Origin of the sequence: Brasilonema bromeliae SPC951 (assembly GCF_012912135.1) — a bacterium.
Classification (GTDB): Bacteria; Cyanobacteriota; Cyanobacteriia; order Cyanobacteriales; family Nostocaceae; genus Brasilonema; species Brasilonema bromeliae.
Genome location: NZ_QMEB01000013.1, coordinates 16,691 through 39,358 on the forward strand (window position 1 = coordinate 16,691; position 22,668 = coordinate 39,358).

The following is a 22,668-nucleotide window of genomic DNA, read 5'->3' on the forward strand; positions in this document are numbered from 1 at the left end:
CATCAACTACTTGTTTTTTACAATCTCCCTTCTCTATCCTCTCTCACCCATCGTCTCCTCACCCTCCTCCCCAAACGAACATAAGTTTTATTTTTAAACTAAGAGATAATTAAATGCCTACCGACGTGCAGTTAAAATGTCTGTACCGAATCGGTTATCAATAAACTTATGTTATGTTTCAGCCGATTCACCTCATTTGTATTGACTCTCGCACACAGAATTTATTCATCCTGGCAGGTGATAATGAAGACATCGAATTTGAAGTGACTTCTAATGGGGAGGTGTTTTAATGAGTCAAATTGACTATGCGGCAATGTCTAACCAGCAGTTGAAGCAATATATGCTAGAGCATCGGGACGACGAGGCTGCACTGAAAGCTTACTTGGATCGCCGCCATCAGCGCTCAACTGTCATTATCACAACCGTTAATGATCCCGATTTTGATGCTAAAGTCCAAGCTGCAATTCGTCAGCAGATGAGTGATAGTGGTTAATTTACAGTGATTTTCAAAAAAACTTATTATATACATAGGCTTAAACTTTTAAAGTTGCGCAATGAGTAACTTCCACCGTAGGCAATCACGTCGTTATACCCCCAAAAATAAAAACATACCCTCCCTTCTAAAGACACTGCAAGAACTTGGCACAACTCTAGGTGAAGTCAGTTCTCAAATCAGTGAGGATATGGTTAGCGAGGTCACAAAGTTAAAGCGAGACATTGTCAAATCAGTTAAATCGGCTACAGAACTTGGACAAGACGTAGCGCAATCTGCTATCGAACGAGGGAAAGCAGCACAACAGGAAACACGTCAGTTTTTTGGAGATAAGCTAGAACAGAATCAAGAATCTCTGAGGAAAAAACTAGACGAGAACCAAACAGCAAAGGAAGCTGCTGCAAGGGCACATATTGAACAGATTGATTTAGATGCAGTTGAGAAATTTGTCACTCTTCTTTTAACAAAATTTCCAAACGCAACGCCTGAACAAATGACTCAGCGTCTGCTTCGCCGACAGCTTTTCCGCGTCAGCAGAACTTCTGTAGTCATGAGTGTTGTTCCGTCCAAAATGGCAGAGTCTGTCGGGGTTGATTATGTTGAAATTGCTCTCATCCAAGCTGAAATTATTTTTCAGATTGCAGTCGCTTACGGTTTTGAACTACAAGTTCCAGAGTGTAAAAATGAAGCGTTTGCAATTCTTGATCGCGTACTGAGAGCCAATAGATTAACCAGAATCGGTTTAAGTGCAACACAAATGATTCCAGTTGCAGGAGGATTTATTAGTACAGGAACTGACACCTATTTAGTTTATCAAATTGGAAATACGGCTCAGCAGTTTTATAAATCTTTAACTGAAGAAGAGGTTCCGGGAGAAATTTTAGAGAATTTTATAGAAGAGACCCAAAGGCGATACAAGCAACGCCTATGGTAGGAGGAAGTTAATTGGATTGTAACGGATTGTATAAGATCCCCGACTTCGCAAAAGTTGTCGGGGATCTAGCTTAAGTTGACACAAATAACTCTAAGCCCAGCCCACAAGATTTGTATTGCACTCAAACGAGAACCGCTATATCTACTATCTCAAAACCAATACTCTTAAAATTTGCCAACATCAACTCATCACGCTGGTGCCAAACAGCAAATATTTGTTGTCTACCATCATAGAGTGTTTCAGGGTCTATTTGATAAACCGCATTATTTACCCGTTTCAGTTTTAACCCTAATAAACTCAACAGTTGCTTAAGTATTTTTATCGGTGATATATACTCTTTTTCTTGCAATAAATTAATACCAATGGCTCTTTGGATGTGTTTACTACATTGAAAAGCAATATTTCTTAACAATAACAAATCTGCATCATTTTCGGTAAACTTTCGTTTTGGATCAAGATACTGAAGCATTCCTAATGCTCTTAAAGCTTCTACTTTAAGTGTATAAGTTTTTAAATCTGGCAGAAAAACTTTGCCTTCACCCCAAGTCAATTGCTGATGCCATTCTTGCTTGTCTCTGAGGCAGAGATACTCGCTTTCATGAGTTAGATAATAATGTATTAATAGTTGGTGATAATATCCTTTGTCGTCACGTAATTTTAGCAGGGGACTTACTTCTATACCATACTTTTGTCTCAGAAGATATTTTTTAGTTTGGTTACGTTCTTCTTCAGTCAGCGAGTGTTTAACCAATAGCTGCTCGTATTCTACATAATCAATATCTTTAGCATTGGCTACAGTAGTTGCAGATGCTAATTGATTTCGTTGCTTAATTTCTCTTATTTTGCCGTCAATATCTTTTGATTTTTTACGGCTTTTCGCCCAATCTTTTTGAACTTTGAATATTTCTAAGATGAGTCTTTTCCGGGTTGTGATGTCACTCTGGTCAGTTGCTATAAAGGCAAGGCGTAAGTCTCGGATAATATTCTTTTGAACATCATTACCTCGCACATGAATTTGATGTCCATCAGATATCAAACCGTCTTTCATAGATTTACGGTAAAGCGTAATAGAAGCATTTACCCTAGCAGACAATTTTGCCCAAGTTCGTAAATGAATAGGATCATACACCAACGGTAAATCGACATCAACTTTATGTAGTGGACTGAGTAAAGCTATGTTTTCCTTTTGATTTTCTTGATACCAATAAGACAATGAACGATAATTTGTACTACCACTACCAATTAACCCAATTCCTCGCTTCGCACACCAAACAATACGCGGTACATCGTCGCGTACTCTTGCTAATGCTTGTCGTGCTTCCGAGTCAGGAATAACGCCTTGAAAAATACCATAAACGCGGTCAAAATGTTGAACATCAATACTAATGCCTGTACCAAGGCTAGGAGTCACAAAAACAGTGTTGTATTCAGTGACTTTTTGATTGATAGCTGCAACAAAATCAACAGCTTCATGACCTGGTGTATTTGTTGTGTGACTACTAACAACCAAAGTTTTTGGAAACTGCTTTTGCAATCTTTCTAAACGCTCTTGAAGATAACGTTCAATCGTTTCACAACTGTAACGTCCAGAGCGACTATCAGTCGTAACGTAACATTTGTTTCCTGTGATTAAATCTAATTCTAGCTGATGAATTAAGGGAGTTGGGTTAGGAGAATCATAGAAAGTCACATCCCAACCTTGCTGAGGTTTCCACTGATTCACAACAACCCAAGGAATGATTTGAATCCCTGCCAATTCCTGCAAATATTCTAAGGAAACATCTGATAAATCAGCATCTTGGGCAATTACTAATCCTCCACTTATCAGCACGGTAGAAATAAGCTGCTGGAATATTTTTAAAATTTTGACGCGTTTATCTTTACAAGTGTTGCTGTTAAGTAAATGCCATAAAGACTGTTCTACTTCGTCCAAAATTATGATTGCCCCTCGCCAATCCTCTGGATTCAACTTCCAAATGGAATCAACGCATAATCCAAAAGAGTGAGGAGATGGAGCAATAGGAAGATAGGGAGATAAGGAAACGGGGTAACAAGGGAGTAATTTTTCTCCCTTGTCTCCTTGTCTCCTTGTCTCCTTGTCCTTTTTTCCCATTCCCCACTGAATACCGATTTTTTCGCATAAAAAACGTCCCAGTTGGATTCTGTGAGTAATGAGTAATACAGGTTTGTTTCTGCTTTTGGCTTGATTCACAACAGTTTGTAGTGTTGTGGTTTTCCCTGTTCCTTTTGCAGAGTTGACTGCAACTAATCCAGAGGAGGGGAACGGTATTTCTCCTAAATAGCGGCGGTTGAGAGTGAGTGCAGGTGGAATGGTTAACTCGGTGTGAGGCTTGGTTTGAGCAAGGTAAACTTCTAAATCAACACTTTGGCGGTAGACTGTCTCGAAAGCACTTGCACCTTTTGCGACGAGAAAGTCATCAATCCCTTTTTCTATTCCTGGAAGTTTGATGACTCGGACGGGACAATTTTTTTCTTGAAATAGAAATCCTAGTTGGGAGATCGCATTAGTGACTGCAGCAATTTTCTTAGGTTCAGTTTCAAAATCAAAGCAAATGTAAAAGATACGCCCAGTGTTCGCAAATGCTGCTAAATCTGGTATCAGCTGGCGACTGATAACTTTGCCAAAATCATCCTTGATGACGCGGTAACCACTGGTAATTCCAGGGATAGCAAGAGCTGCATATCCTTGTGTCAACAGTGCTGCAGCTTTCTTAACACCCTCGCAAATAATGATGGGGATGTTCCGTTCCATCACCCATTGCCAAAAGCCTTCAGCTTCACCATTGGTGGTAATGTTGATACTGTCAGGCATGGGTACATTGTAACGTTGAGCCACTTGCTGCCAGATATCCAGTGATACCCGCAGACAAAATACTCGCGTTGGCGTGCTAGGGGGATGTTCGTACTTTATCAACTTGGCATTTTCATTTAATCGAGGTTGGTTGGGCTTAAAGCACCCCCACTCCATCTCTTGCCAATGATTTAGGGAGTCAAGTCCAGAACACCACCAACCACCTTCCGCGATGTGGGCGTAACGCTGTAACCACCCACTTTTGACCATTCCAGTATTTGTACGCGGAAGATATTCAGAAATTAGCAGGTAATCATAAGTGGTTCTGCCTTTTAGAGACATAAAATTGAGTCTCGCAAGGTTTAAATCTATACCACTTCCTTGAACCAATTCCTCAAGGTGTTGAGACTCTAGATAGTACAAATGCATTAGTTAAGGCGTTAGGAAAAAACAGTGCATAACACCTTATCATGCATATGCAATTTTGAGATGAGGGAGTATGAAAGTACTGTGAGGCTTATTACACCATTTGAAATAATACACCTAAAGGCATAGATTAATGTCAAGCGATAGCTATTCTCTTGAACTGCGAGAACTCATGCGTTTATAGACAAGAGCAGACATCTTCGGAAAAATCTCTACATCATCAGCGTATGCCGAATCTGGAGCAAAAACTGCCAAAATATAAGTAGCTTTTTTATCTTCTGTAACAACCATTGCTGCTTCTGACCGAGAAGCAGAAGTCCCGCCCGCTTTGGAGTACAATCGAACACGAGTGTCGGGTAAAGATTCACCAAAAAAAGTGCGTACTGGGTTGAAATCATAAGAATCTGGTGGTTGCCAAACTTTAGGATTTAAATCTCTTTTTAGCCATCCACACATTTTTCTGCTGGCTTGTAAAGAGACAGCGTGTTCAGCATAACACATTTCATACAATAGTCTGGCTGCATGTTTCGTCGTTATCTTATTCCAATTTCCAACTGGCTGATGAAGCAACTGTGATTCACTTCCCTCAGGCTCTTGAAGATTAAGATAGTCAATGGGAAATGTTTTTTGAATAATATTAAGATTTTTGTAGCCAGCTTGATGGAAAAATCGATTAAGTTGTTGGCGCTTCTTTTTCCACAGTTGAAATTTTTCGCTGTTGAGTTCTGATTCCGAACGTGTTCCTGTGACTTGATCAATAATAAAGCTCGCAGCCTCATTATCAGACTCCTGAATCATTTTTGCTAAATAAGGAGCAAAATCCTTTTCATTTTGCCAAAAACCCCTCTCTATTTGGGCATATAAAACCACCATCCAAAACATCTTAACTACGCTCGCCGGATATCTCGGTATATCTTGTTGATATCCGGCTGTTTCACCAGTTTTTGCATTTATTAAGGTAACAGATAAAGCCTCTTTAGGCAGATTTTCGTCAGCAGCAAGATCGACAACATCGTTAACAATTGCTTGCAACTCTTGAGAGTCTTTAAATTTTGGAGGTTTTTTGAGATTGTAGACGACTTCCGAATTTTGTTTCTCAGGTTGACGAGAGGGAATAGACAGTGATTTGGCGATACGCGTAGCGTCAAGCCTCCGGCTTATCGCCCAATCAGGAACTGGTACAGCTGGAGTTAATGATTTGGAATTTTGCTTGCTGGATGATTCTACAACTTGGATAACAGGAAGTGGCGAAGTGGCTGTTGATACAGTTGGAGTTAGTGATTTGGAATTTTGCTTGCTGGATGATTTGGCAGCAACTTGGATCACAGGAAGTGGCGAAGTGGCTGTTGGTACATGTAACGATTGTTGGGTAGATGGTTTGACAAGTTCTGATACATATTTAGTTATCAAAACAGCTACCAATACACCTAAAGTGATCACCCTCACTGTCAGATGGTTGACTTTGACAGCAAAGTTCAGCTTGGGGAATTGGTGCAAAAATGTTTGATATTTACGCCATTTCGGCATTATGTCTGATTTTTATTTGGTTTTTACAAGGAAAAAAAAGTGAATCTGCTAAATTTTAGCAGAAGGACGTAATGTCTCACAAATATGATAAGAATAGACTTCAGTCGATTCTGAACAAAAATAAACAATAAAGGATGAAGTTTGAAAAACCTCATCCTTTATTCTGAGTTGATGCACAACTGTAGTCAAAGATAACTGTTTTGTATGTGCTAACGGAACATACTACTTACAGAACTATCTTCGTGAATCCGCCAGATAGTTTCCCCAAGTAAGTTAGCCACTGACAGCACAACTAACTGTGGAAAGCGTTCGCGCAGCGATTTCCCTGAAGCATCGCTTTCTGGAATTGGAATCGTATTTGTAACAATCACTTCCTCAAACAAGCCGCTTGACAACCGCTCAATTGCTGGTGGTGAGAACACTGCGTGAGTGGCACACGCATAAACCTGACGCGCCCCTTCCTCACGCAGAAGTTTTGCTCCTGCAGCAATAGTACCAGCAGTGTCTATCATGTCATCCACCAGCACTGCTGTTTTGCCCTTAACATCACCGATGACATTTAACACTTCGGCAACGTTGTGAGCCTGACGACGTTTATCTATGATCGCCAGTGGCGCATCGTTGAGCTTTTTGGCAAATGCCCTTGCTCGTGCAACACCACCGACATCTGGGGAAACTACGACAAGATCAGGCAGTTCTTTGCTTGCTAGATAGTCCAGCAAAACTGGAGAACCATAAACGTGATCTAGTGGTATGTCGAAATAGCCTTGAATCTGAGCTGAGTGCAAATCCATTGCAAGAATACGGTTAGCACCTGCTTCTGTAATGAGATTTGCCACCAATTTGGCGGTGATTGACTCTCTTCCTGCGGTTTTTCGGTCAGCGCGGGCATAACCATAATAGGGAATGACTGCGGTGACTTGCCGTGCAGAAGCACGGCGACAGGCATCGATGATAATCAGCAATTCCATCAAATTGTCATTCACAGGATTACAACCGGGCTGGATGAGATAAACATCACAACCCCGGATTGATTCTTGGATTTGAATGTATAGTTCTCCATCCGCAAATCGTTTGCGAATCATTGGTCCCAAATCCATGCCCAGGTAACGAGCGACTTCTTGGGACAAAGGTACATTGGCAGAGCCAGATAACAGCCGCAGGCGAGTATTTTCAGCTAGTCCTGTTATCGTCGGCTGCACTTTTAAAGTTGCAGAACTGAGCACAGCAGATCCTCGATGTGCATTCATGGCAATCTTATCACCAGAGATTAGACAGCTTTAACCGAAAATAGTCATAAAAAATATACATAAGCAAATGGTCGTGAGTTTTTTTGAAGCTTTTATCAAAACTTTAAACAAACCTCTATCAAACTACATTTTGCAAATTCTCCAGCCCTTGCACTGAGAAACAATTGATAGTTTAACTGAATATTCTGCCTGTAAACCATACCTATCATTTAGATTTTTTGGCATGAATTGGAAAAAACCAACTCAATTGGATGTGTGTTTAGTAGACTTTCCCCTTTAACCACCATTACAGTTGCTTTGCACAAGCATTCACACTTGGACTCTTGAATCTGAGAAATGCTAAGCATAAATACTTAACAACGATTAAAATAAGGGAACCTAAATACCTAATGATACTAGATGATACTAGTTTTGATTGCAAATTAAAAAACTCTTAGGCTTTTTTTACTTTGTCATCAAACAGTATCATTCAGGGGCTTGCGCCCTCTGATTTCCGGTCATACTTGACCTGATAACTTTAGAGCACACAGGTAAGTTTAAAGAGTTGGGAAATCTGATAGAAGTTAAAACGGACATACTACCTACAGCAGATGCATGTGATTGCGCAATACGCACATGCGATAAGCCGGAGGCTTATCGCCTCCTAAAAGAAAGTTCAACCGACTGTGTCCGTCTGGAAACTATCCGTATCATAGTGAAGTCCTCCTCTGTTGCTATTACACTCAATTGATCAACGATGCAAGCACCGATTACAACTGACACTATCTTGCAAAACCGTTACCGGATCACTCAAATTTTGGGTCAGGGTGGATTTGGTAGAACCTATCTGGCACAAGACCAGAGGCGCTTTGATGAACTCTGTGCAATTAAGGAATTAATTCCAATAGTCACAGAAGGTTATGCTTGGGAAAAAGCAAAAGAGCTTTTTCAGCGAGAGGCAGCAACCTTATATCAAATACAACACCCCCAGGTGCCTCAATTCCGCGAGAGATTTGAAGAAGATCAGCGCTTGTTTTTGGTGCAAGACTACGTTGCCGGAAAAACGTATCAGACTTTACTGGATGAGCGTAAACTCACTGCGAGTGCATTTACAGAACAAGAAGTGTTACAACTTATGCGCTCCTTGTTACCAGTCTTAGAGTATATTCATAATCAAGGAATTATTCATCGAGATATTTCACCGGATAATATTATTCTGCGAGAAAGCGATCGCCTACCAGTTTTAATCGACTTTGGGGTCGTAAAAGAACTAGCAACGAAATTGAATTCTCCAGATAACACAACGCCAGCAACCACTGTTGGAAAACATGGTTATGCCCCAACTGAGCAAATGCAAACAGGTCGAACATATCCTAGCAGTGATTTGTATGCACTAGCCGTTACAGCAATTGTATTGCTGACAGGGAAAGAACCCCAAGATTTATTTGATGAACATCAACTGACTTGGAATTGGCAACATTTGGTCACAGTCGATCCACACTTCGCTTCTGTGTTGAATCGAATGTTAAGTCAAAAACTGGGCGATCGCTACTCAAATGCCCCAGAAGTACTACAAGCATTACAAACTCCACAACAACCAAATATTTACACTTCTAATGTATCCAAAGTACAAACAGTAGCCGTTGGTCGCCGCCCTGAACAAGCACAAGCATCTGCGCCCAATACATCTAACCCAGCCATTCCAACACAGGATAGTCCTTCACTCTTAGATAATCCCTTAGCAGTTTTTGCAATTACCCTTGCTGTGATTGTTGTAACAGGATTTGGATCTTGGACGCTCGTCAGATCCATCCGCACTCAGCCACAAGCAACAGCAGAAAAAACAAATCCACAAACTTTCCCTTCACCTGTAATTCCCAATAGAACTACCATTACACCGACAGCTACCAACAATGAACCTGTTGTCTATAACAAACCCCTAAATTTTGGTAAATCTAACACTGCTAATGTTGATAGTGTCATTAAAGCTAATGAAATAGACCAGTACATATTTCTTGGTGAAAAAGGACAGCAGTTAACTGTATTGCTGACACTACGACGCAGCGTGTTGCTATCAGTTTTAGATGCAAATCAACAACCAATTGACAATACTGCTAAAGAATTTTCATTCTACCAAGGAACATTGCCTTTTACTGGTAAATACACGATTCAAGTACGTCCTGTACCAGGAAAAGCCCAAAGCAATTATAGTTTTAGCCTCGGATTAGAAAATCCACTGCAACCCAGATCTACTCCCACTCCTACAGCTACTCCCACTCCTATAGCGACTCCCACTCCTACAGCGACTCCCACTCCTATAGCGACTCCCACTCCTACAGCGACTCCCACTCCTACAGCTACACCCACTCCTACAGATACACCCACTCCTACAGCTACACCCACTCCTACAGCTACTCCCACTCCTACAGAACAACCATCCACATCTGGTTCTGTAGAGCCACAAGATACTCCGCCTGCTAGTGAATCACCCAACTCTGTTCCTAGTGAAACAGCTTTCCCGTCAAGGTTGTAGAATTTTATGCAGAATTTGCATGAAAATTATGCGAAATCTTTATAGAATAGAATTGTCAGCAATTTATGATAGTAACTGTGAGAAATTAGTTGTTGGCAACTCATAACTAATGACTAATGACTGACAAGCTGTTAAAAACACTATTGATTACAGGAACAGATACAGAGGTTGGCAAAACTGTTTTAACGACAGCGCTGGCAGCCTATTGGCAAAAATATCACTCTTCCCGCAGTATGGGGATTATGAAACTCATGCAATCGGGAGAGGGCGACCGTGAGTGGTATCAAAAAGTGTTTTCCTTAAATCAATCTCCCGAAGAACTGACACCTTTATATTTTCAAACACCCGTTGCTCCTCCCATTGCTGCAGCAAGGGAAAATAAAACTATAGATTTAGCAAAAGTGTGGCAAAGTTTTACAGCTTTACGTTCGCGCCGTGATTTTCTTTTTTTAGAAGCTTTAGGAGGATTAGGTTCGCCAGTAACCGATGAACTGACGGTTGCTGACTTGGCAGGAGAATGGCGCTTACCAACAGTGTTAGTTGTTCCAATTAGATTGGGTGCAATAGGTCAAGCAGTCGCTAATGTAGCTTTAGCACGACAATCACGAGTGAATTTAAAAGGTATTGTTCTGAATTGTGTTCAACCTCGAACAAATACAGAAATTGCTGATTGGACACCAATAGAATTGATGAAATCACTCACTCAAATTCCAATTTGTGGCTGCTTACCTTATCTAGATAACTTAACTGATTTATCTAAAATGGCACAAGTAGCATCAGATTTAGATTTAGAACGATTGCTATATATCTAAAAAAGTGTGAAGAGTGAGGCAAGAAATACCTTTTGCAAAAGTTTAAAGCGTAAAAATAAAAATACTGAACTGTCATTTCAAATTAAAAAATGTGAAACATGGTTTCTACATTCCCGAACTCCTCTTCTGTTGATTTATCTCGTGTTCGACTCTCCATTCGTTCACTGCAAGCGCAACTTGTGGAATGGCGGCGACAGTTGCATCAAAAGCCAGAACTGGGTTTTAAAGAAAAATTAACCTCCCAGTTTGTTTCTGAAAAGTTACAAAAATGGGGAATTGAACATCAAACTGGCATTGCTCAGACTGGTATTGTAGCTACCATTAGGGGTAACAATACCAGTACTCAAAAAGTGTTGGCAATTCGCGCGGATATGGACGCTTTGCCCATTCAAGAACTCAACGAAGTGCCATACCGATCGCAACATGATGGAGTGATGCACGCCTGTGGACATGACGGACATACAGCAATTGCCCTAGGAACAGCATACTATCTTCACCAGAATCGAGAGACTTTTGCTGGTACTGTCAAAATTATCTTCCAGCCAGCAGAAGAAGGACCAGGAGGCGCAAAGCCGATGATAGAAGCTGGGGTATTGAAAAACCCTGATGTTGACGCGATTATCGGTTTGCACCTTTGGAATAATCTGCCTTTGGGGACACTAGGTGTCCGCGCTGGTGCATTGATGGCAGCTGTAGAAACATTCAAATGTACAATTATGGGCAAAGGCGGACACGGTGCTATGCCCCATCAAACTGTTGATTCAGTGGTGGTTGCTGCCCAAATCGTCAATGCCTTACAAACAATTGTCGCTCGCAACGTCAACCCTATTGACTCAGCAGTAGTGACAGTGGGTGAACTTCATGCTGGAACCAAAAACAATGTCATTGCTGATACAGCCAGGATGAGTGGTACCGTAAGGTATTTTAATCCAGCATATGAAGGCTTTTTTAAGCAGCGTCTTGAGCAAATTATTGCGGGAATTTGCCAGAGTCATGGTGCTAGTTATGACTATAATTGTTGGTCGCTTTACCCACCAGTCATCAATGATGCTACTATAGCGGACTTGGTACGCTCAGTCGCAGAAGAAGTGGTAGAAACGCCTCTGGGTGTTGTTCCTGAATGCCAAACAATGGGTGGCGAGGATATGTCTTACTTCTTGCAACAGGTACCTGGTTGTTATTTCTTCCTGGGTTCCGCGAACCCTGAGAAAGGATTGGCGTATCCCCACCATCATCCCCGATTTGATTTTGATGAAACCATCTTAGCGATGGGTGTGGAGATGTTCGTTCGCTGCGTGGAAAAATTCTGTAATTGATAAAAGTAGATGGGTATTAATAAATATTAGGTACGAGAGTTCGTGGCTTGTAGTTAATCACTCACTTAACAAGTCGCAATGAGTAACCTCTGCCAGTTACTTTTATGTATTACCCATCTACTTAATAAATGAATTCCCCAACGTTAGATACAAAAGCTTATAACCTTTACAGATAAACTGTTTTAGGCAATGCCCACCCTACTGATATGTTTCATTTATTTATGTCTATCTACTTAGAATACAAAAATAGAAGTGCGATACACCCTCGAATTAAGTAGGGTGGGCATTGCAATGTCCAACGCCAGATGCCTACGGAGGGAAAGCCGTCATTCGCACTGGCTTCCCTACACAATATGTGTATTTGAGTTAGTTGAAAAGCGCTATATCTTTTCGATCATTGATGATACGAAAGTGAGTGGTTGCACGATACCATGTCTAATTCTCTACTACCTTTTTGCGAAATATCCAGAGAGTTTGTATGACCTGAGTCAAAGAGCTTCTTTGCGGTTCTTGCACAAAGAAAAGGGGAATAATTGCTCCGAGTCGGAACACAAAAGATACAACAAAGACTGCTGGTAAACCCCCTAATGAGGGATTTTGTGCAATCAAACCACCTATAGTTGTGCCTAAAGCGCCACTAGCTCCACTAACAGCAGCAGCCATTGCAAAATAAATAGATCGTTGTTTGACTGGTGCAATTCCTAGCTGCATATTGTTGTTGCATAAATTAATTGCTGCCCAAACCCCTCCAATTAACATGTGTAAAAGCGGTAACCACAGCCAAAGACTAAAGACATTAATATCAATGCCCAGCCAAAATAGAGGTATGAGTGCAAGTAACACCCCAACCAATATCAAGATTGGACGATTACCTATTTTGTCTGATAACTTACCCCACAAAATCAGCATCACCAGATTTGCCCCTGCCTGAACACTGCCGTAGAGTGTCACCAAACTGACATCTAGATGCATAGTATCTAGCATATAGAGGATGAAATAAGGAGCACTCAAGTTACAAGCAAACATCTGGAAACCCTCATACAACAGAAACATCAAAAAATTAAAGTTATTTAAGATACTTTTTATGGCACTCGAATCAGGTGCAAATTGAGTGTCATTTTTTGTAGTTTCTGCCTGTGTAACAGTAGGATGACTAGAATTCTCAGTATCTTTGGAAATGGCATTTTTCACAAAAGAACCGAGGATAGAAGTCTGCTGGTTCTGTGGATTCACATCCACCTTGAAGTACTGACATCCAATACTTATTAATCCTGACAAAATTGCGAACAGCACAAGCACTCCGTAAGCTTGTAAAGTTCCACCAGGCCATTTTGAGACAGCAATACCAGCGATTGGTATACAAATTAAATTAGTTAGACTGGTAACGCTGTTACGTAATCCAAAATACCTACCCCGGAGCTGTCGAGGGACTAAAACTGCCATCCAACTCAACCACGATGCATTTCCTAATCCTTGTGACATATTACTAAACAAGACAATCACAAGTGTCAGAACTATCAATTGCTGAGAATTTATATATCCGAAGCTGAGGGCGGCGATACCAATAACCAGAAATAACCAGACTAGCCGAGCAGTCACATTTGTAAGCAGCGAATATCGAAAGCGACTGGTTGTGCGTTCTGATAGATAGGCTCCCAAGGGCTGAATGAGATTCACCAGCATTGGAATGGAAGACAGCATTCCAAATATCACCGGACTGGCATTTAATTCCACCAAGAAATTACTGAGCAAAATACCAGTCACAATGCTCGTGTATATTCCTGCAAAAACACTATCTACAGTAGAGGCTCTGAGGCTGATGCGAATAGCGTTCTTTTCTAAACCTGGGGGGCGGGGTGTCGAGGTAGGAACAACAGTCGGTTCTGAAATTGCAATCTCGGGTATTTTAGGAGCTAGAGGCGTAGCGGTTTCTAGCGAAATGGGTTCCATACTTGTCTTCACAGATAAGTCCACCGGGCACTGTAAACTTTGTTCGTAATTGTTCGTTATTCTATCTTGCATGTCTCAACAAAAATTTAGAGAAACAAAAAGTCAATCTTGAGCTACAGAGGCAATATGTAAAGTGGCAGAATTTTTATTTGGCTGTGATGCAAACCAACGTGTCGAAATTTTTAAGATTGTTAGTGGCGTTCGCCCTTTGGGCAGCTGTTTTTGGGAGCATCGCCCTCTTGGTGATTGGTTGTCAAAACCTACCCCTTGCGAGCGTTTCCTCAGCACCAACCGCACTCACCATCAAACTCGGTGGTTGGACGGCAAGTCCAGCAGAGCAAAAACTCTTGAAAGAACTACTACAAGACTTTGAAGCAAAGCATCCTAATATTAAAGTCAGGCATGAAGTCATCAACGACCAATATATGGATGTCATAAAAACCCGCTTAGTCGGTGATGCTGCTCCTGATGTCTTCTATTTAGAAGCTCTTGAAGCTCCTTTCTTTATGAGTCAGAATGTTCTCGAACCACTTGATGCCTATATAACTCCTGATTTTGACCTAGCTGATTTTGAGGAAACGTTACTCAAGAGCTTCAAATACGCTAAGCATATTTACGGTTTTCCCAAGGACTATTCGACACTGGCTTTATTCTACAACAAAAAAGCTTTTGCAGCCGCAGGGTTGAGCACTCCACCAACAACTTGGAATGAACTACGCACCTACTCAAAGAAGTTGACCGTAGATAATAATCGAGATGGCAGAATTGATCAATACGGTTTTGGAGAAATTCCAGAGTTAGCGCGTCAGGCTTACAAAATCAAAGCTTTTGGTGGACAACTTGTAGACCAAAATGGTTATGCAGCATTTGCCAGTGATGCCAGCTTGCTAGGATTACAATTGGCGATAGACCAGTATCAAAAAGACCGCTCCTCAGCTCAAAAATCTGATGTTGGGACAAATTCTGGCAGTGAAATGTTTGGTCAGGGTAAAGTCGCAATGGTGATTGAGGGGAACTGGGCAATTCCCTACCTCACAGAAACTTTTCCTAATTTAGAGTTTGCAACTGCAGAACTACCTACAATTAATGATAACAAAAAGACGATGGTATTCACTGTTGCCTACGTGATGAACAAGCAAACCCAACACAAAGCCGAAGCCTGGGAACTTATTTCTTATCTCACTGGTAAACAAGGTATGACAAAGTGGACGAAAACAGGCTTTGCTCTGCCATCTCGGAAATCTGTTGCTCAGAAATTGGGTTATGATCAAGACCCCCTACGAACTGCACTTGTGGCAGGAGTAAATTATGCTATACCTTGGCAAGTCGGTGAGTATCCAGCAGCGATTGTGAATAATTTTGACAACCAGTTTGTCAGCGCTTTGTTAGGACAGCAACCGCTACAACAGGCAATGCAGCAGGCGCAGGATGAGGCGAATCAATTGATAAAGGCGATAAGCCAGAGGCTTGACGCTCCGCGTATCGCTATAAAGTAAATATGAGTGAGTGGTATATAGCGGTTTGCAATTGGGTAAGGTACACAAAGAAATAATGAACCACTCATGGAACACTCATGGAACACAGATAAATCTGTATTTCATTTCTTGAGTACTACGCGTTTGGGCTTACGCTTGTGCAAAGTACTCAGTCCTAAAACACCAAACGCGACTGCGCCCACTACAACACTTGGTTCAGGGACTTTTGCTTTTGGATCAACCCGCAGGACTTGCCCAACTCCAGGGCGATCGCCTTTACTAGAAACATATACAGCACCATCAGGACCAACTGTCAAGGCAGTGGCAGATTCTAGTCCATTGCCACTCAAGAGAGTTGTACGAGTCCCATCAGGAGAGATTTGGATAAGAGATGCATCTCCAACGCCCAACCACTGAGGTGCATTGGAATATTGTATGGTGTACAAATTGCCTTGGGCATCGAATTCTAAGTCAGAGAGTTGGGTAAAGCCATCAGCGTAAACTGTAACTTCACCATTAGATCCAACTCGAAAGATACGCGCTTTACCCACAGGGAAAGGAAAACCCGTATATTCGCTGACATACAAAGCACCATCAGGACCAAAAGCGGCACCTGTAGGTACTGATTGAATTTCAACTTCCTGTGGAGTTTGACCCGGTGGCGGCGCGTCAGGAGGTGACTCTTGTCCCGGTGCAGGAGTTGGGAAGATAGGATTGGTGATTGTTTGCTTGGGAAGCACAGTAAAAGTCTTCAAATTACTGCCATCAAGTCCCACAGTTAAAATGTCATTGGCAGCTGCATCCACTACATAAGCAGTATTACCCTTAATTGTAAAGGCATAAGCGTTACTAGCTATTTCACCAGTAAAGTCCAGCGTCTCCACCCCATCGGGATTATTAGCAAGTTCATATTTTGCAAAATCGGCAATACTTGTCAAAGAAGCTGTTTGAAAGTCAACTCGATAAAGCTGTCCCCAACTGGGAGAATTTTCTGGAAAATCACGGATGGTTGGATTACCACCATACCCGATGAGAAGATAAGGATTTCCTGCTGCATCAAACTGGATGTCCTGAGGACCTTCACCTGTACTACCAATCGGTCTTAATGCTGTAGATGGTAGCCCTGTAAGTACACGCTCTTGCTTACCGTCCTTAACTCTTGTTACCGCGCCAGTTGTACCAGCACATGAAGGGGTACCATCCAAACTAGGTCCTGGAATGCATCGCCCATTTCCTCCTACACCGGACTCTGTGATGTAGAGACTACCATCAGGACCAAAGTTGAGACCTCTGACATTATCAAGACCCTCAGCAACGACACTAAACGATGCAGCTGTTGCTGGTTTTGTTCCAAAAACAGCAGCAAAACAAAACGTCAAAGCTGCAAAACTTATAGCTGATTTAGAAACTAAAGATAAACGCATACGGCAATCAGGCGTCAGAATTATAGGTCGCTTTTTAACTGACTGAAAAAAACATCTATCGTAAGGGGATGGCAATACGTACCAACCTCATACAAAGGCTTATTGTTTGAATCTGAAAATGGTATTTAAAAACTCTGTATTTTTAGTAACAGCCTATAGAATGCTGAATGCCGATTGCAATGAATAATCTTTTGATAGGCTTGACATTTCTTTCAGTTTTGTTTTAGTCAAGCCTGGTTGAACTACAACTGAATTGATACACAAGCTGTTAACCGCAGCTTACCAACTTCTGTCTACGTTTGCGCGTCAGATACGAACCTACTCCTAAAGCACCAAACGCTAGTACGCCCAATGCAGAATTTGATTCAGGAACTTTTGCTTTTGGATCAATCCTCAGAACTTGTCCCACTCCGGGGCGATCGCCAAAACTCGAAACATAAACTGCACCATCAGGACCTATAGTGAGGGCAGTAGCTGATTCCAGTCCATTACCACTAAGGAGAGTTCTACGAGTCCCATCAGGGGCTATTTGGATCAGTGAACCATCCAAATTCCCTTGAATAAATGGCTGATTGGCAAATTGTAAGGCATACAGCCAATTCCCTGACCGCCAGTGGGTGATATTGCCCAAGACGGCAAATTTGTAATAACACGTTCTTGCTTACCGTCCCTAATTCTCGTTACAGCACCACTCGAACCAGTACAAGCTTGCTGGCCTGGGAAAGTAAATGATGCACTACATAGCTGGTCTCCCCCCACACCTGCTTCTGTGACGTAGAGACTACCGTCAGGACCAAAGCTAAGACCTCTGACGTTATCAAGACCGTCAGCAACGACACTAACCGTCGTAGCAGCAGCTGGTTTTGTTTCAACAACAACAGCAAAACAAAAAGTAAGAGCTGCAAAACTCAAAGCTGATTTCTTTAGAAAAGACATAAATAATTAGAAATCAAGAATACGTTGATTCTTGATTCGATAAATTGTGCATTTGTGCAAAAGGCTATAAAATATCACTAATCAATTACAATGAAAAATCTTTTGATTAGGTTGACATTTATTTTGCTATTATTTGTATTTAGATTGATTTCAAAACATGAAATATTAAGCATTTTTATGCATATTAATTTAGCTGCTTTTTGTCAAAATATGAAAATTAGTCAACAATAAAAATTAGATATAAAACCTAATTATCTATTTTTGACAAGCTAGAAAAATTCAAAAAAACTTAATAATAAAAACAAATAAATAATTGTTCAAAATGAGACAATTTCGCATATGGTGAAAGTTCAAACTGCTCATGAAACTTCTCAGAATCGCATTCCTCTGTTGGAGTTACGATAAATAATCATGCATTACCTATCGCTACAGTAGGGATGGTGGCGGATGAGTTGGAGGTACATTTGTGTTTGAAGTCAGAAGCCGACAAAGAAACACCAGGTCGAATATAACAGAAGACTTGGCTGGATATCTGTTTATGATCCCAACCATTCTCGTGTTAGGCACATTTGTCGTGCTACCCATTCTCTGGGCTGTTTTTCTTTCCCTGCACAAAGTTCAACTTCTTGGCAATATTGAGTATCAATTTGTAGGCTTTCGCAACTTCACGCGACTCATTGAAGATGAACGCGTTTGGATTGCTTTAAGAAATACAGCCCAATACGTTGCAATTGTTGTCCCAAGCCAAACTGTCTTGGCTTTAATTCTAGCAGTGACGCTGAATTCTGGTATTCGCGCCAAAAATTGGTGGCGTATCCTCTACTTTTTGCCGACAGTCACCTCATCAGCCGTGTTGACGCTGATTTTTATGTGGATTTACAACACGAATGGGTTACTCAATGATTTTCTCGCTTTTGTAGGGCTACCTACATACAACTGGTTAGGAGATCCAGCAGTTGCGCTCAAAGGTATTATGATCATGAATATTTGGTCAACAGCACCGTTTTACATGGTGATTTATCTCGCAGCGTTGCAGGACATTCCTCGTTCACTTTATGAGGCTGCATCGCTAGATGGAGCAAATGGCTGGCAGCAGTTTATTTATATCACGATTCCTATACTCAAACCAGTGACCTTTTTTGTAGTCACAATAGGAGTGATTGGCACGTTTCAGTTGTTTGACCAATCCTACATTTTTTCTAACGGCACTGGTGGACCGAATAATGCTACTTTGACTGTAGTTCTATTGATATATCAGGCTGTCTTTCGTAACTTGCAGATGGGGTATGCAGCGGCGATCGCCTTTTTACTCGCAGTAGTCATTATTGTTGTTACTTTCATTCAACGGCGGTTTTTGGGAGGCGAAAAAGTTTAAGATAAACTTCCTGACCGAAAGCCATTTATTTCAAAGAATTTACACTTCATCATGGAGGCAAAAATGCTATTAAAACTGAAGCAATTAGAAGTCCCACCAGGACAGCGAGTGCTGCTAAAAAATGTTAGCTGGCAAGAATTTGAAACGATTTTAGAAGAATTAGGTGAACATCGTGCCGCCAGGATAGCTTATGAAAATGGAATGCTCGAAATTATGACACCACTACCTGAACATGAAGTGACTAAAGTCTTTCTTAGTAACTTTGTAGAAATTATCCTTGAGGAACTAGACATTGAATTTCTGCCTTTAGGTTCAACAACTTTTAAAAATAAATTAATGGACAAAGGCATTGAACCTGACAACTGTTTTTATATCCAAAATGAACCAGTCGTTCGAGGCAAAGACAGATTAGACTTAACAGTAGATCCTCCTCCAGATTTAGCGTTAGAAATTGATGTGACTTCCCGCACTCATTCTAGTATCTATGAAGCATTAGCAGTACCCGAGTTGTGGCGCTTTGAAAAAGGGAAATTACAAATCAATGTTCTGCAAAACGGTAAATATATTGAGTCTACGTCTAGCCCAATCTTCCCTAATTTTCCTCTCCAGCAAGTCATTCCTGAGTATCTTCAACAGTGCAAAACTGTGGGTAGAAACAAGACTATGAGAGCTTTTCGAGCTTGGGTGCAAGAACTCATTAGCTAAAATATTTAGACTCTGTGAATGTAGTTTAGAATACTGGTTCTTTTTTTGAAGTTACAGAAGCTGATTGGATTCTCAAGTTGAAGAGACTATTGAAGCTGGGTGATGGTGAGGAGAAACCAAACCCTTGACAAACATATTACCAAAATGAAAATACGTAGATTTTTGACTTGGAAGACACTCCTATACATTTTACTAACACTGTATGCAATTATCACCCTCATTCCCTTTTTATGGGCATTATCAGCATCATTTAAGCCGCTATCTGAAATTGTCAGCAGTGAACCTAATTTTGTACCTAAAAACTTTACTCTCGATAACTACAAACAAATTTTTTTCCAAGAACCGCTGTTTCTCCGGTGGCTTTTCAATAGTGTGGTTATAGCTATCAGTGTGACTGTGTTAAACTTGTTGTTCAACTCAATGGCAGGTTACGCTTTAGCAAGACTGGACTTTAGGGGTAAAGGCTTCTGGTTCTTCCTGATTTTGGCAGTCTTAGCAGTCCCTGCACAGATAACTCTCATTCCCACATTTTTAATTTTAAAAGCCTTAGGTTGGCTGAATTCCTATCAAGGAATGATTGTTCCTAGCATGGTCAATGCTACGTTCATTTTTATGATGCGGCAGTTTTTCGTGAATTTTCCTAGGGAATTAGAAGAAGCGGCTCAATTGGATGGATTGAATACTTGGGGTATTTTTCGACATATTGTTTTACCTTTAGCAAAACCAGCATTAGCAGCACAAGCAGTTTTTGTGTTTATGGGGAGTTGGAATAATTTCTTGCTACCTATAGTTATTTTATTTGATCCAGAAATGTTTACTCTTCCTTTGGGATTGAATAGTTTTAAGGGTCAATTCATTAGTTATTGGAACTATATTATGGCGGCTTCTATGGTTTTTACTTTACCGGCTTTAGCGATTTACGCATTTTTTAACAGGTATTTTATTGAAGGTGTGACGTTTACGGGGGGAAAGGGTTAATATCAGCCATTTAAAATTTCAGATGGACAATTTACGAACAATTCAATAAACCTAGGGGAAATGTGATGGCGCAGATTGTGATTGTGGGTGCAGGTCCGACTGGTGCTACGCTTGCTTTACAGCTTGTAAAACGCGGTATTGCAGTAACATTAATTGAAGCAGCGAAGGATTTTCATCGAGTGTTTCGCGGTGAAGGGTTAATGCCGAGTGGGTTGGATGCACTTGAGCAAATGGGATTATCGACGATACTGGAAGATATTCCTCATCGACAACTCGACGCATGGGAGTTCATTCTAGGCGAAAAGCAGTTGTTTCGAGTTGAGGAGCCAATGGGGGCGGATCGACCTTGTACACTGGTGTCGCAACCGCCGTTGCTTGAAGCTATGATTACGGAAGCCAAAGCTTATGATGGATTTGAATTTATACAGGGTGTTTCTGTAAAGGATTTACTGTGGATCAATAATCGCGTTGCAGGTGTGAAACTTGGCAATGGACGTGAAATTTCTGCTGAACTTGTGATTGGGACAGATGGTCGAAACTCGGTTATACGACAACGGGCTGGGTTGCAATTGGTGCGTCAGCCAAAGGATGTGGATATTCTCTGGTTCAAACTTGCTGCCAGTTCCAGGTTTACAGCAGATAATGTTTTTTATTTTATCCTTAATGGCGAGCGCGTATTCACCATCTTTCATGGAGCAGAGGAAGGAAAACTGCATCTGGCTTGGGTGATATCCGCAGACGAGAGAACCGATAGGAAACAACCAGACTGGGCAGAAATTTTTGCATCGCTATCACCCTCATGGATGGCAGAGCATTTCCGTAGCTATGCAGATACCATTGAAACCCCTATTAAGCTATCAGTTGTGGTTGGTCGTTGTCCATCCTGGTACGCGCCAGGAGTGTTGCTTCTGGGTGATGCTGCACACCCAATGTCTCCCATCCGCGCTCAAGGAATCAATGTCGCATTGCGTGATGTCATTGTCGCTGCTAATCACCTTGTACCGGTATTTCACGCACGCGCCGGACACCAGGAGATTGACGCAGCACTATCGCGCATTCAAGCCGAACGTGAGCCAGAAATTATCCGCGCCCAACAACTCCAGATAAAGGAAGCAGCACAAGGCGAACTACTACGAAAAAATGCACTGATGCGTTGGCTATTGATTCAACTTGCTCCTTTACTTCGTAGAACAATTCGCCACTCTTGGCTGAAGCGACAGTACAAAATGCGTCAGGGTATAACGCAAGTGCACTTGAATGTCTGAAACTTGATGAATTGGTTAAAACTTTAGTGCGATTGTCTTTCACTCCTGTTCATCTAAATGTTCCGCAACAGCTTGATAAAGATGCAAAACATGACTGTCATGTAGGCGGTAGAAGACATTACGACCTTGCTTGCGGTAACTAACCAAACGCATCGCCCGTAAGTTTCTCAGTTGATGGGAAACAGCAGATTCACTCATATTTAATACTGCAGCCAAATCACTCACACAAAGTTCTTGTTGAGCTAACAGTGAGAGAATACGCAAACGATTAGCATCGCCTAAAAAGCCAAAAAATTCTGCCATGCGCTGGGCTTTCTCAGTGTTGAGAACCTGATGTGACAGAGGTTGGACGTTATCACTCTCTACTGGACTGGATATTTGATTGTACTCACTAGTTTCTTTTTGGGAGAGAGAATGAGTGACATTGTAAGCAAAAGTGTCTCTGGTTGACATAATATTAATGTAGAAAATTTCTAGT

General features: G+C 41.4%; 19 protein-coding genes. 11 read left to right on the forward strand and 8 right to left on the reverse strand.

Going from position 1 to position 22,668, the window contains the following annotated elements; genetic code table 11:
• Positions 1-173: 173 nt before the first annotated feature.
• From DP116_RS30685 to DP116_RS03140, 3 genes are all read left to right on the forward strand, one after another.
• The gene (locus tag DP116_RS30685; RefSeq protein ID WP_422614244.1) at positions 174-290 is read left to right on the forward strand and encodes a DUF6888 family protein; all 117 of its coding nucleotides are present in this window, start codon (positions 174-176) and stop codon (positions 288-290) included.
• Positions 290-493, forward strand: a complete 204-nt coding sequence (locus tag DP116_RS03135) for a DUF6887 family protein (RefSeq protein ID WP_169153781.1) — start codon at positions 290-292, stop codon at positions 491-493. The genes DP116_RS30685 and DP116_RS03135 overlap by 1 nt, the downstream gene beginning before the upstream one ends.
• 61 nt (positions 494-554) lie before the next feature.
• Positions 555-1,427 carry a hypothetical protein gene (locus DP116_RS03140; RefSeq protein WP_169153782.1) on the forward strand — a complete coding sequence of 291 codons (873 nt, stop codon included), beginning with the start codon at positions 555-557 and terminating at the stop codon, positions 1,425-1,427.
• A 121-nt stretch (positions 1,428-1,548) separates the two neighbouring features.
• Here the strand turns inward: DP116_RS03140 and DP116_RS03145 are convergent, their stop codons facing one another.
• The 3 genes from DP116_RS03145 to DP116_RS03155 all read right to left on the reverse strand — a co-directional run bounded on the left by DP116_RS03145 (position 1,549) and on the right by DP116_RS03155 (position 7,442).
• On the reverse strand, positions 1,549-4,668 hold the full coding sequence (locus DP116_RS03145) for a plasmid replication protein, CyRepA1 family (RefSeq protein ID WP_169153783.1): 3,120 nt from the start codon (positions 4,666-4,668) through the stop codon (positions 1,549-1,551).
• Between the two features lie 144 nt (positions 4,669-4,812).
• On the reverse strand, positions 4,813-6,192 hold the full coding sequence (locus DP116_RS03150; protein ID WP_169153784.1) for a serine hydrolase: 1,380 nt from the start codon (positions 6,190-6,192) through the stop codon (positions 4,813-4,815).
• Between the two features lie 209 nt (positions 6,193-6,401).
• The gene (locus DP116_RS03155) at positions 6,402-7,442 is read right to left on the reverse strand and encodes a ribose-phosphate pyrophosphokinase (RefSeq protein ID WP_169153785.1); all 1,041 of its coding nucleotides are present in this window, start codon (positions 7,440-7,442) and stop codon (positions 6,402-6,404) included.
• A gap of 736 nt (positions 7,443-8,178) precedes the next feature.
• On the opposite strand from DP116_RS03155, the gene DP116_RS03160 reads away from it, so the two are divergent.
• From DP116_RS03160 to DP116_RS03170, 3 genes are all read left to right on the forward strand, one after another.
• Entirely contained in the window at positions 8,179-9,954 is a 1,776-nt protein-coding gene (locus DP116_RS03160; RefSeq protein WP_169153786.1) for a serine/threonine-protein kinase, read from the forward strand.
• A 116-nt stretch (positions 9,955-10,070) separates the two neighbouring features.
• Positions 10,071-10,766 (forward strand): dethiobiotin synthase, encoded by a 696-nt coding sequence (gene bioD / locus DP116_RS03165; RefSeq protein ID WP_169153787.1) that lies wholly within the window; start codon positions 10,071-10,073, stop codon positions 10,764-10,766.
• 98 nt (positions 10,767-10,864) lie between these two features.
• A complete protein-coding gene (locus DP116_RS03170) occupies positions 10,865-12,082 on the forward strand; it encodes a M20 family metallopeptidase (RefSeq protein ID WP_169153788.1) in 1,218 nt (405 codons plus the stop codon).
• A 435-nt stretch (positions 12,083-12,517) separates the two neighbouring features.
• Here DP116_RS03170 and DP116_RS03175 read toward each other — a convergent pair whose 3' ends face one another.
• Entirely contained in the window at positions 12,518-14,032 is a 1,515-nt protein-coding gene (locus tag DP116_RS03175) for an MFS transporter (protein WP_169153789.1), read from the reverse strand.
• A 158-nt stretch (positions 14,033-14,190) separates the two neighbouring features.
• Between DP116_RS03175 and DP116_RS03180 the strand changes: the two genes are divergently transcribed.
• A complete protein-coding gene (locus DP116_RS03180; RefSeq protein ID WP_169153801.1) occupies positions 14,191-15,528 on the forward strand; it encodes an ABC transporter substrate-binding protein in 1,338 nt (445 codons plus the stop codon).
• A 101-nt stretch (positions 15,529-15,629) separates the two neighbouring features.
• On the opposite strand, the gene DP116_RS03185 is transcribed toward DP116_RS03180, so the two are convergent.
• The 3 genes from DP116_RS03185 to DP116_RS28960 form a co-directional block, all read right to left on the reverse strand.
• Positions 15,630-16,931, reverse strand: coding sequence for a ScyD/ScyE family protein (locus DP116_RS03185; protein ID WP_169153790.1), 1,302 nt, complete (start codon positions 16,929-16,931; stop codon positions 15,630-15,632).
• A gap of 268 nt (positions 16,932-17,199) precedes the next feature.
• A complete protein-coding gene (locus DP116_RS28955; protein ID WP_246275455.1) occupies positions 17,200-17,481 on the reverse strand; it encodes a hypothetical protein in 282 nt (93 codons plus the stop codon).
• On the reverse strand, positions 17,466-17,867 hold the full coding sequence (locus tag DP116_RS28960) for a hypothetical protein (protein ID WP_246275456.1): 402 nt from the start codon (positions 17,865-17,867) through the stop codon (positions 17,466-17,468). Before DP116_RS28960 ends, DP116_RS28955 begins: the two co-directional genes overlap by 16 nt.
• 466 nt (positions 17,868-18,333) lie before the next feature.
• On the opposite strand from DP116_RS28960, the gene DP116_RS03195 reads away from it, so the two are divergent.
• From DP116_RS03195 to DP116_RS03210, 4 genes are all read left to right on the forward strand, one after another.
• Positions 18,334-19,242: an ABC transporter permease subunit gene (locus tag DP116_RS03195; protein ID WP_169153791.1), complete on the forward strand. Its 909-nt coding sequence runs from the start codon at positions 18,334-18,336 to the stop codon at positions 19,240-19,242.
• A gap of 63 nt (positions 19,243-19,305) precedes the next feature.
• Positions 19,306-19,947, forward strand: a complete 642-nt coding sequence (locus DP116_RS03200; protein WP_169153792.1) for a Uma2 family endonuclease — start codon at positions 19,306-19,308, stop codon at positions 19,945-19,947.
• 144 nt (positions 19,948-20,091) lie between these two features.
• Positions 20,092-20,925 carry a carbohydrate ABC transporter permease gene (locus DP116_RS03205; RefSeq protein WP_169153793.1) on the forward strand — a complete coding sequence of 278 codons (834 nt, stop codon included), beginning with the start codon at positions 20,092-20,094 and terminating at the stop codon, positions 20,923-20,925.
• Between the two features lie 65 nt (positions 20,926-20,990).
• Positions 20,991-22,190 carry an FAD-dependent oxidoreductase gene (locus DP116_RS03210; RefSeq protein ID WP_169153794.1) on the forward strand — a complete coding sequence of 400 codons (1,200 nt, stop codon included), beginning with the start codon at positions 20,991-20,993 and terminating at the stop codon, positions 22,188-22,190.
• Positions 22,191-22,229: 39 nt separating this feature from the next.
• Here DP116_RS03210 and DP116_RS30095 read toward each other — a convergent pair whose 3' ends face one another.
• Positions 22,230-22,493 (reverse strand): ArsR/SmtB family transcription factor, encoded by a 264-nt coding sequence (locus DP116_RS30095; protein ID WP_246275458.1) that lies wholly within the window; start codon positions 22,491-22,493, stop codon positions 22,230-22,232.
• Between the last annotated feature and the right edge of the window lie 175 nt (positions 22,494-22,668).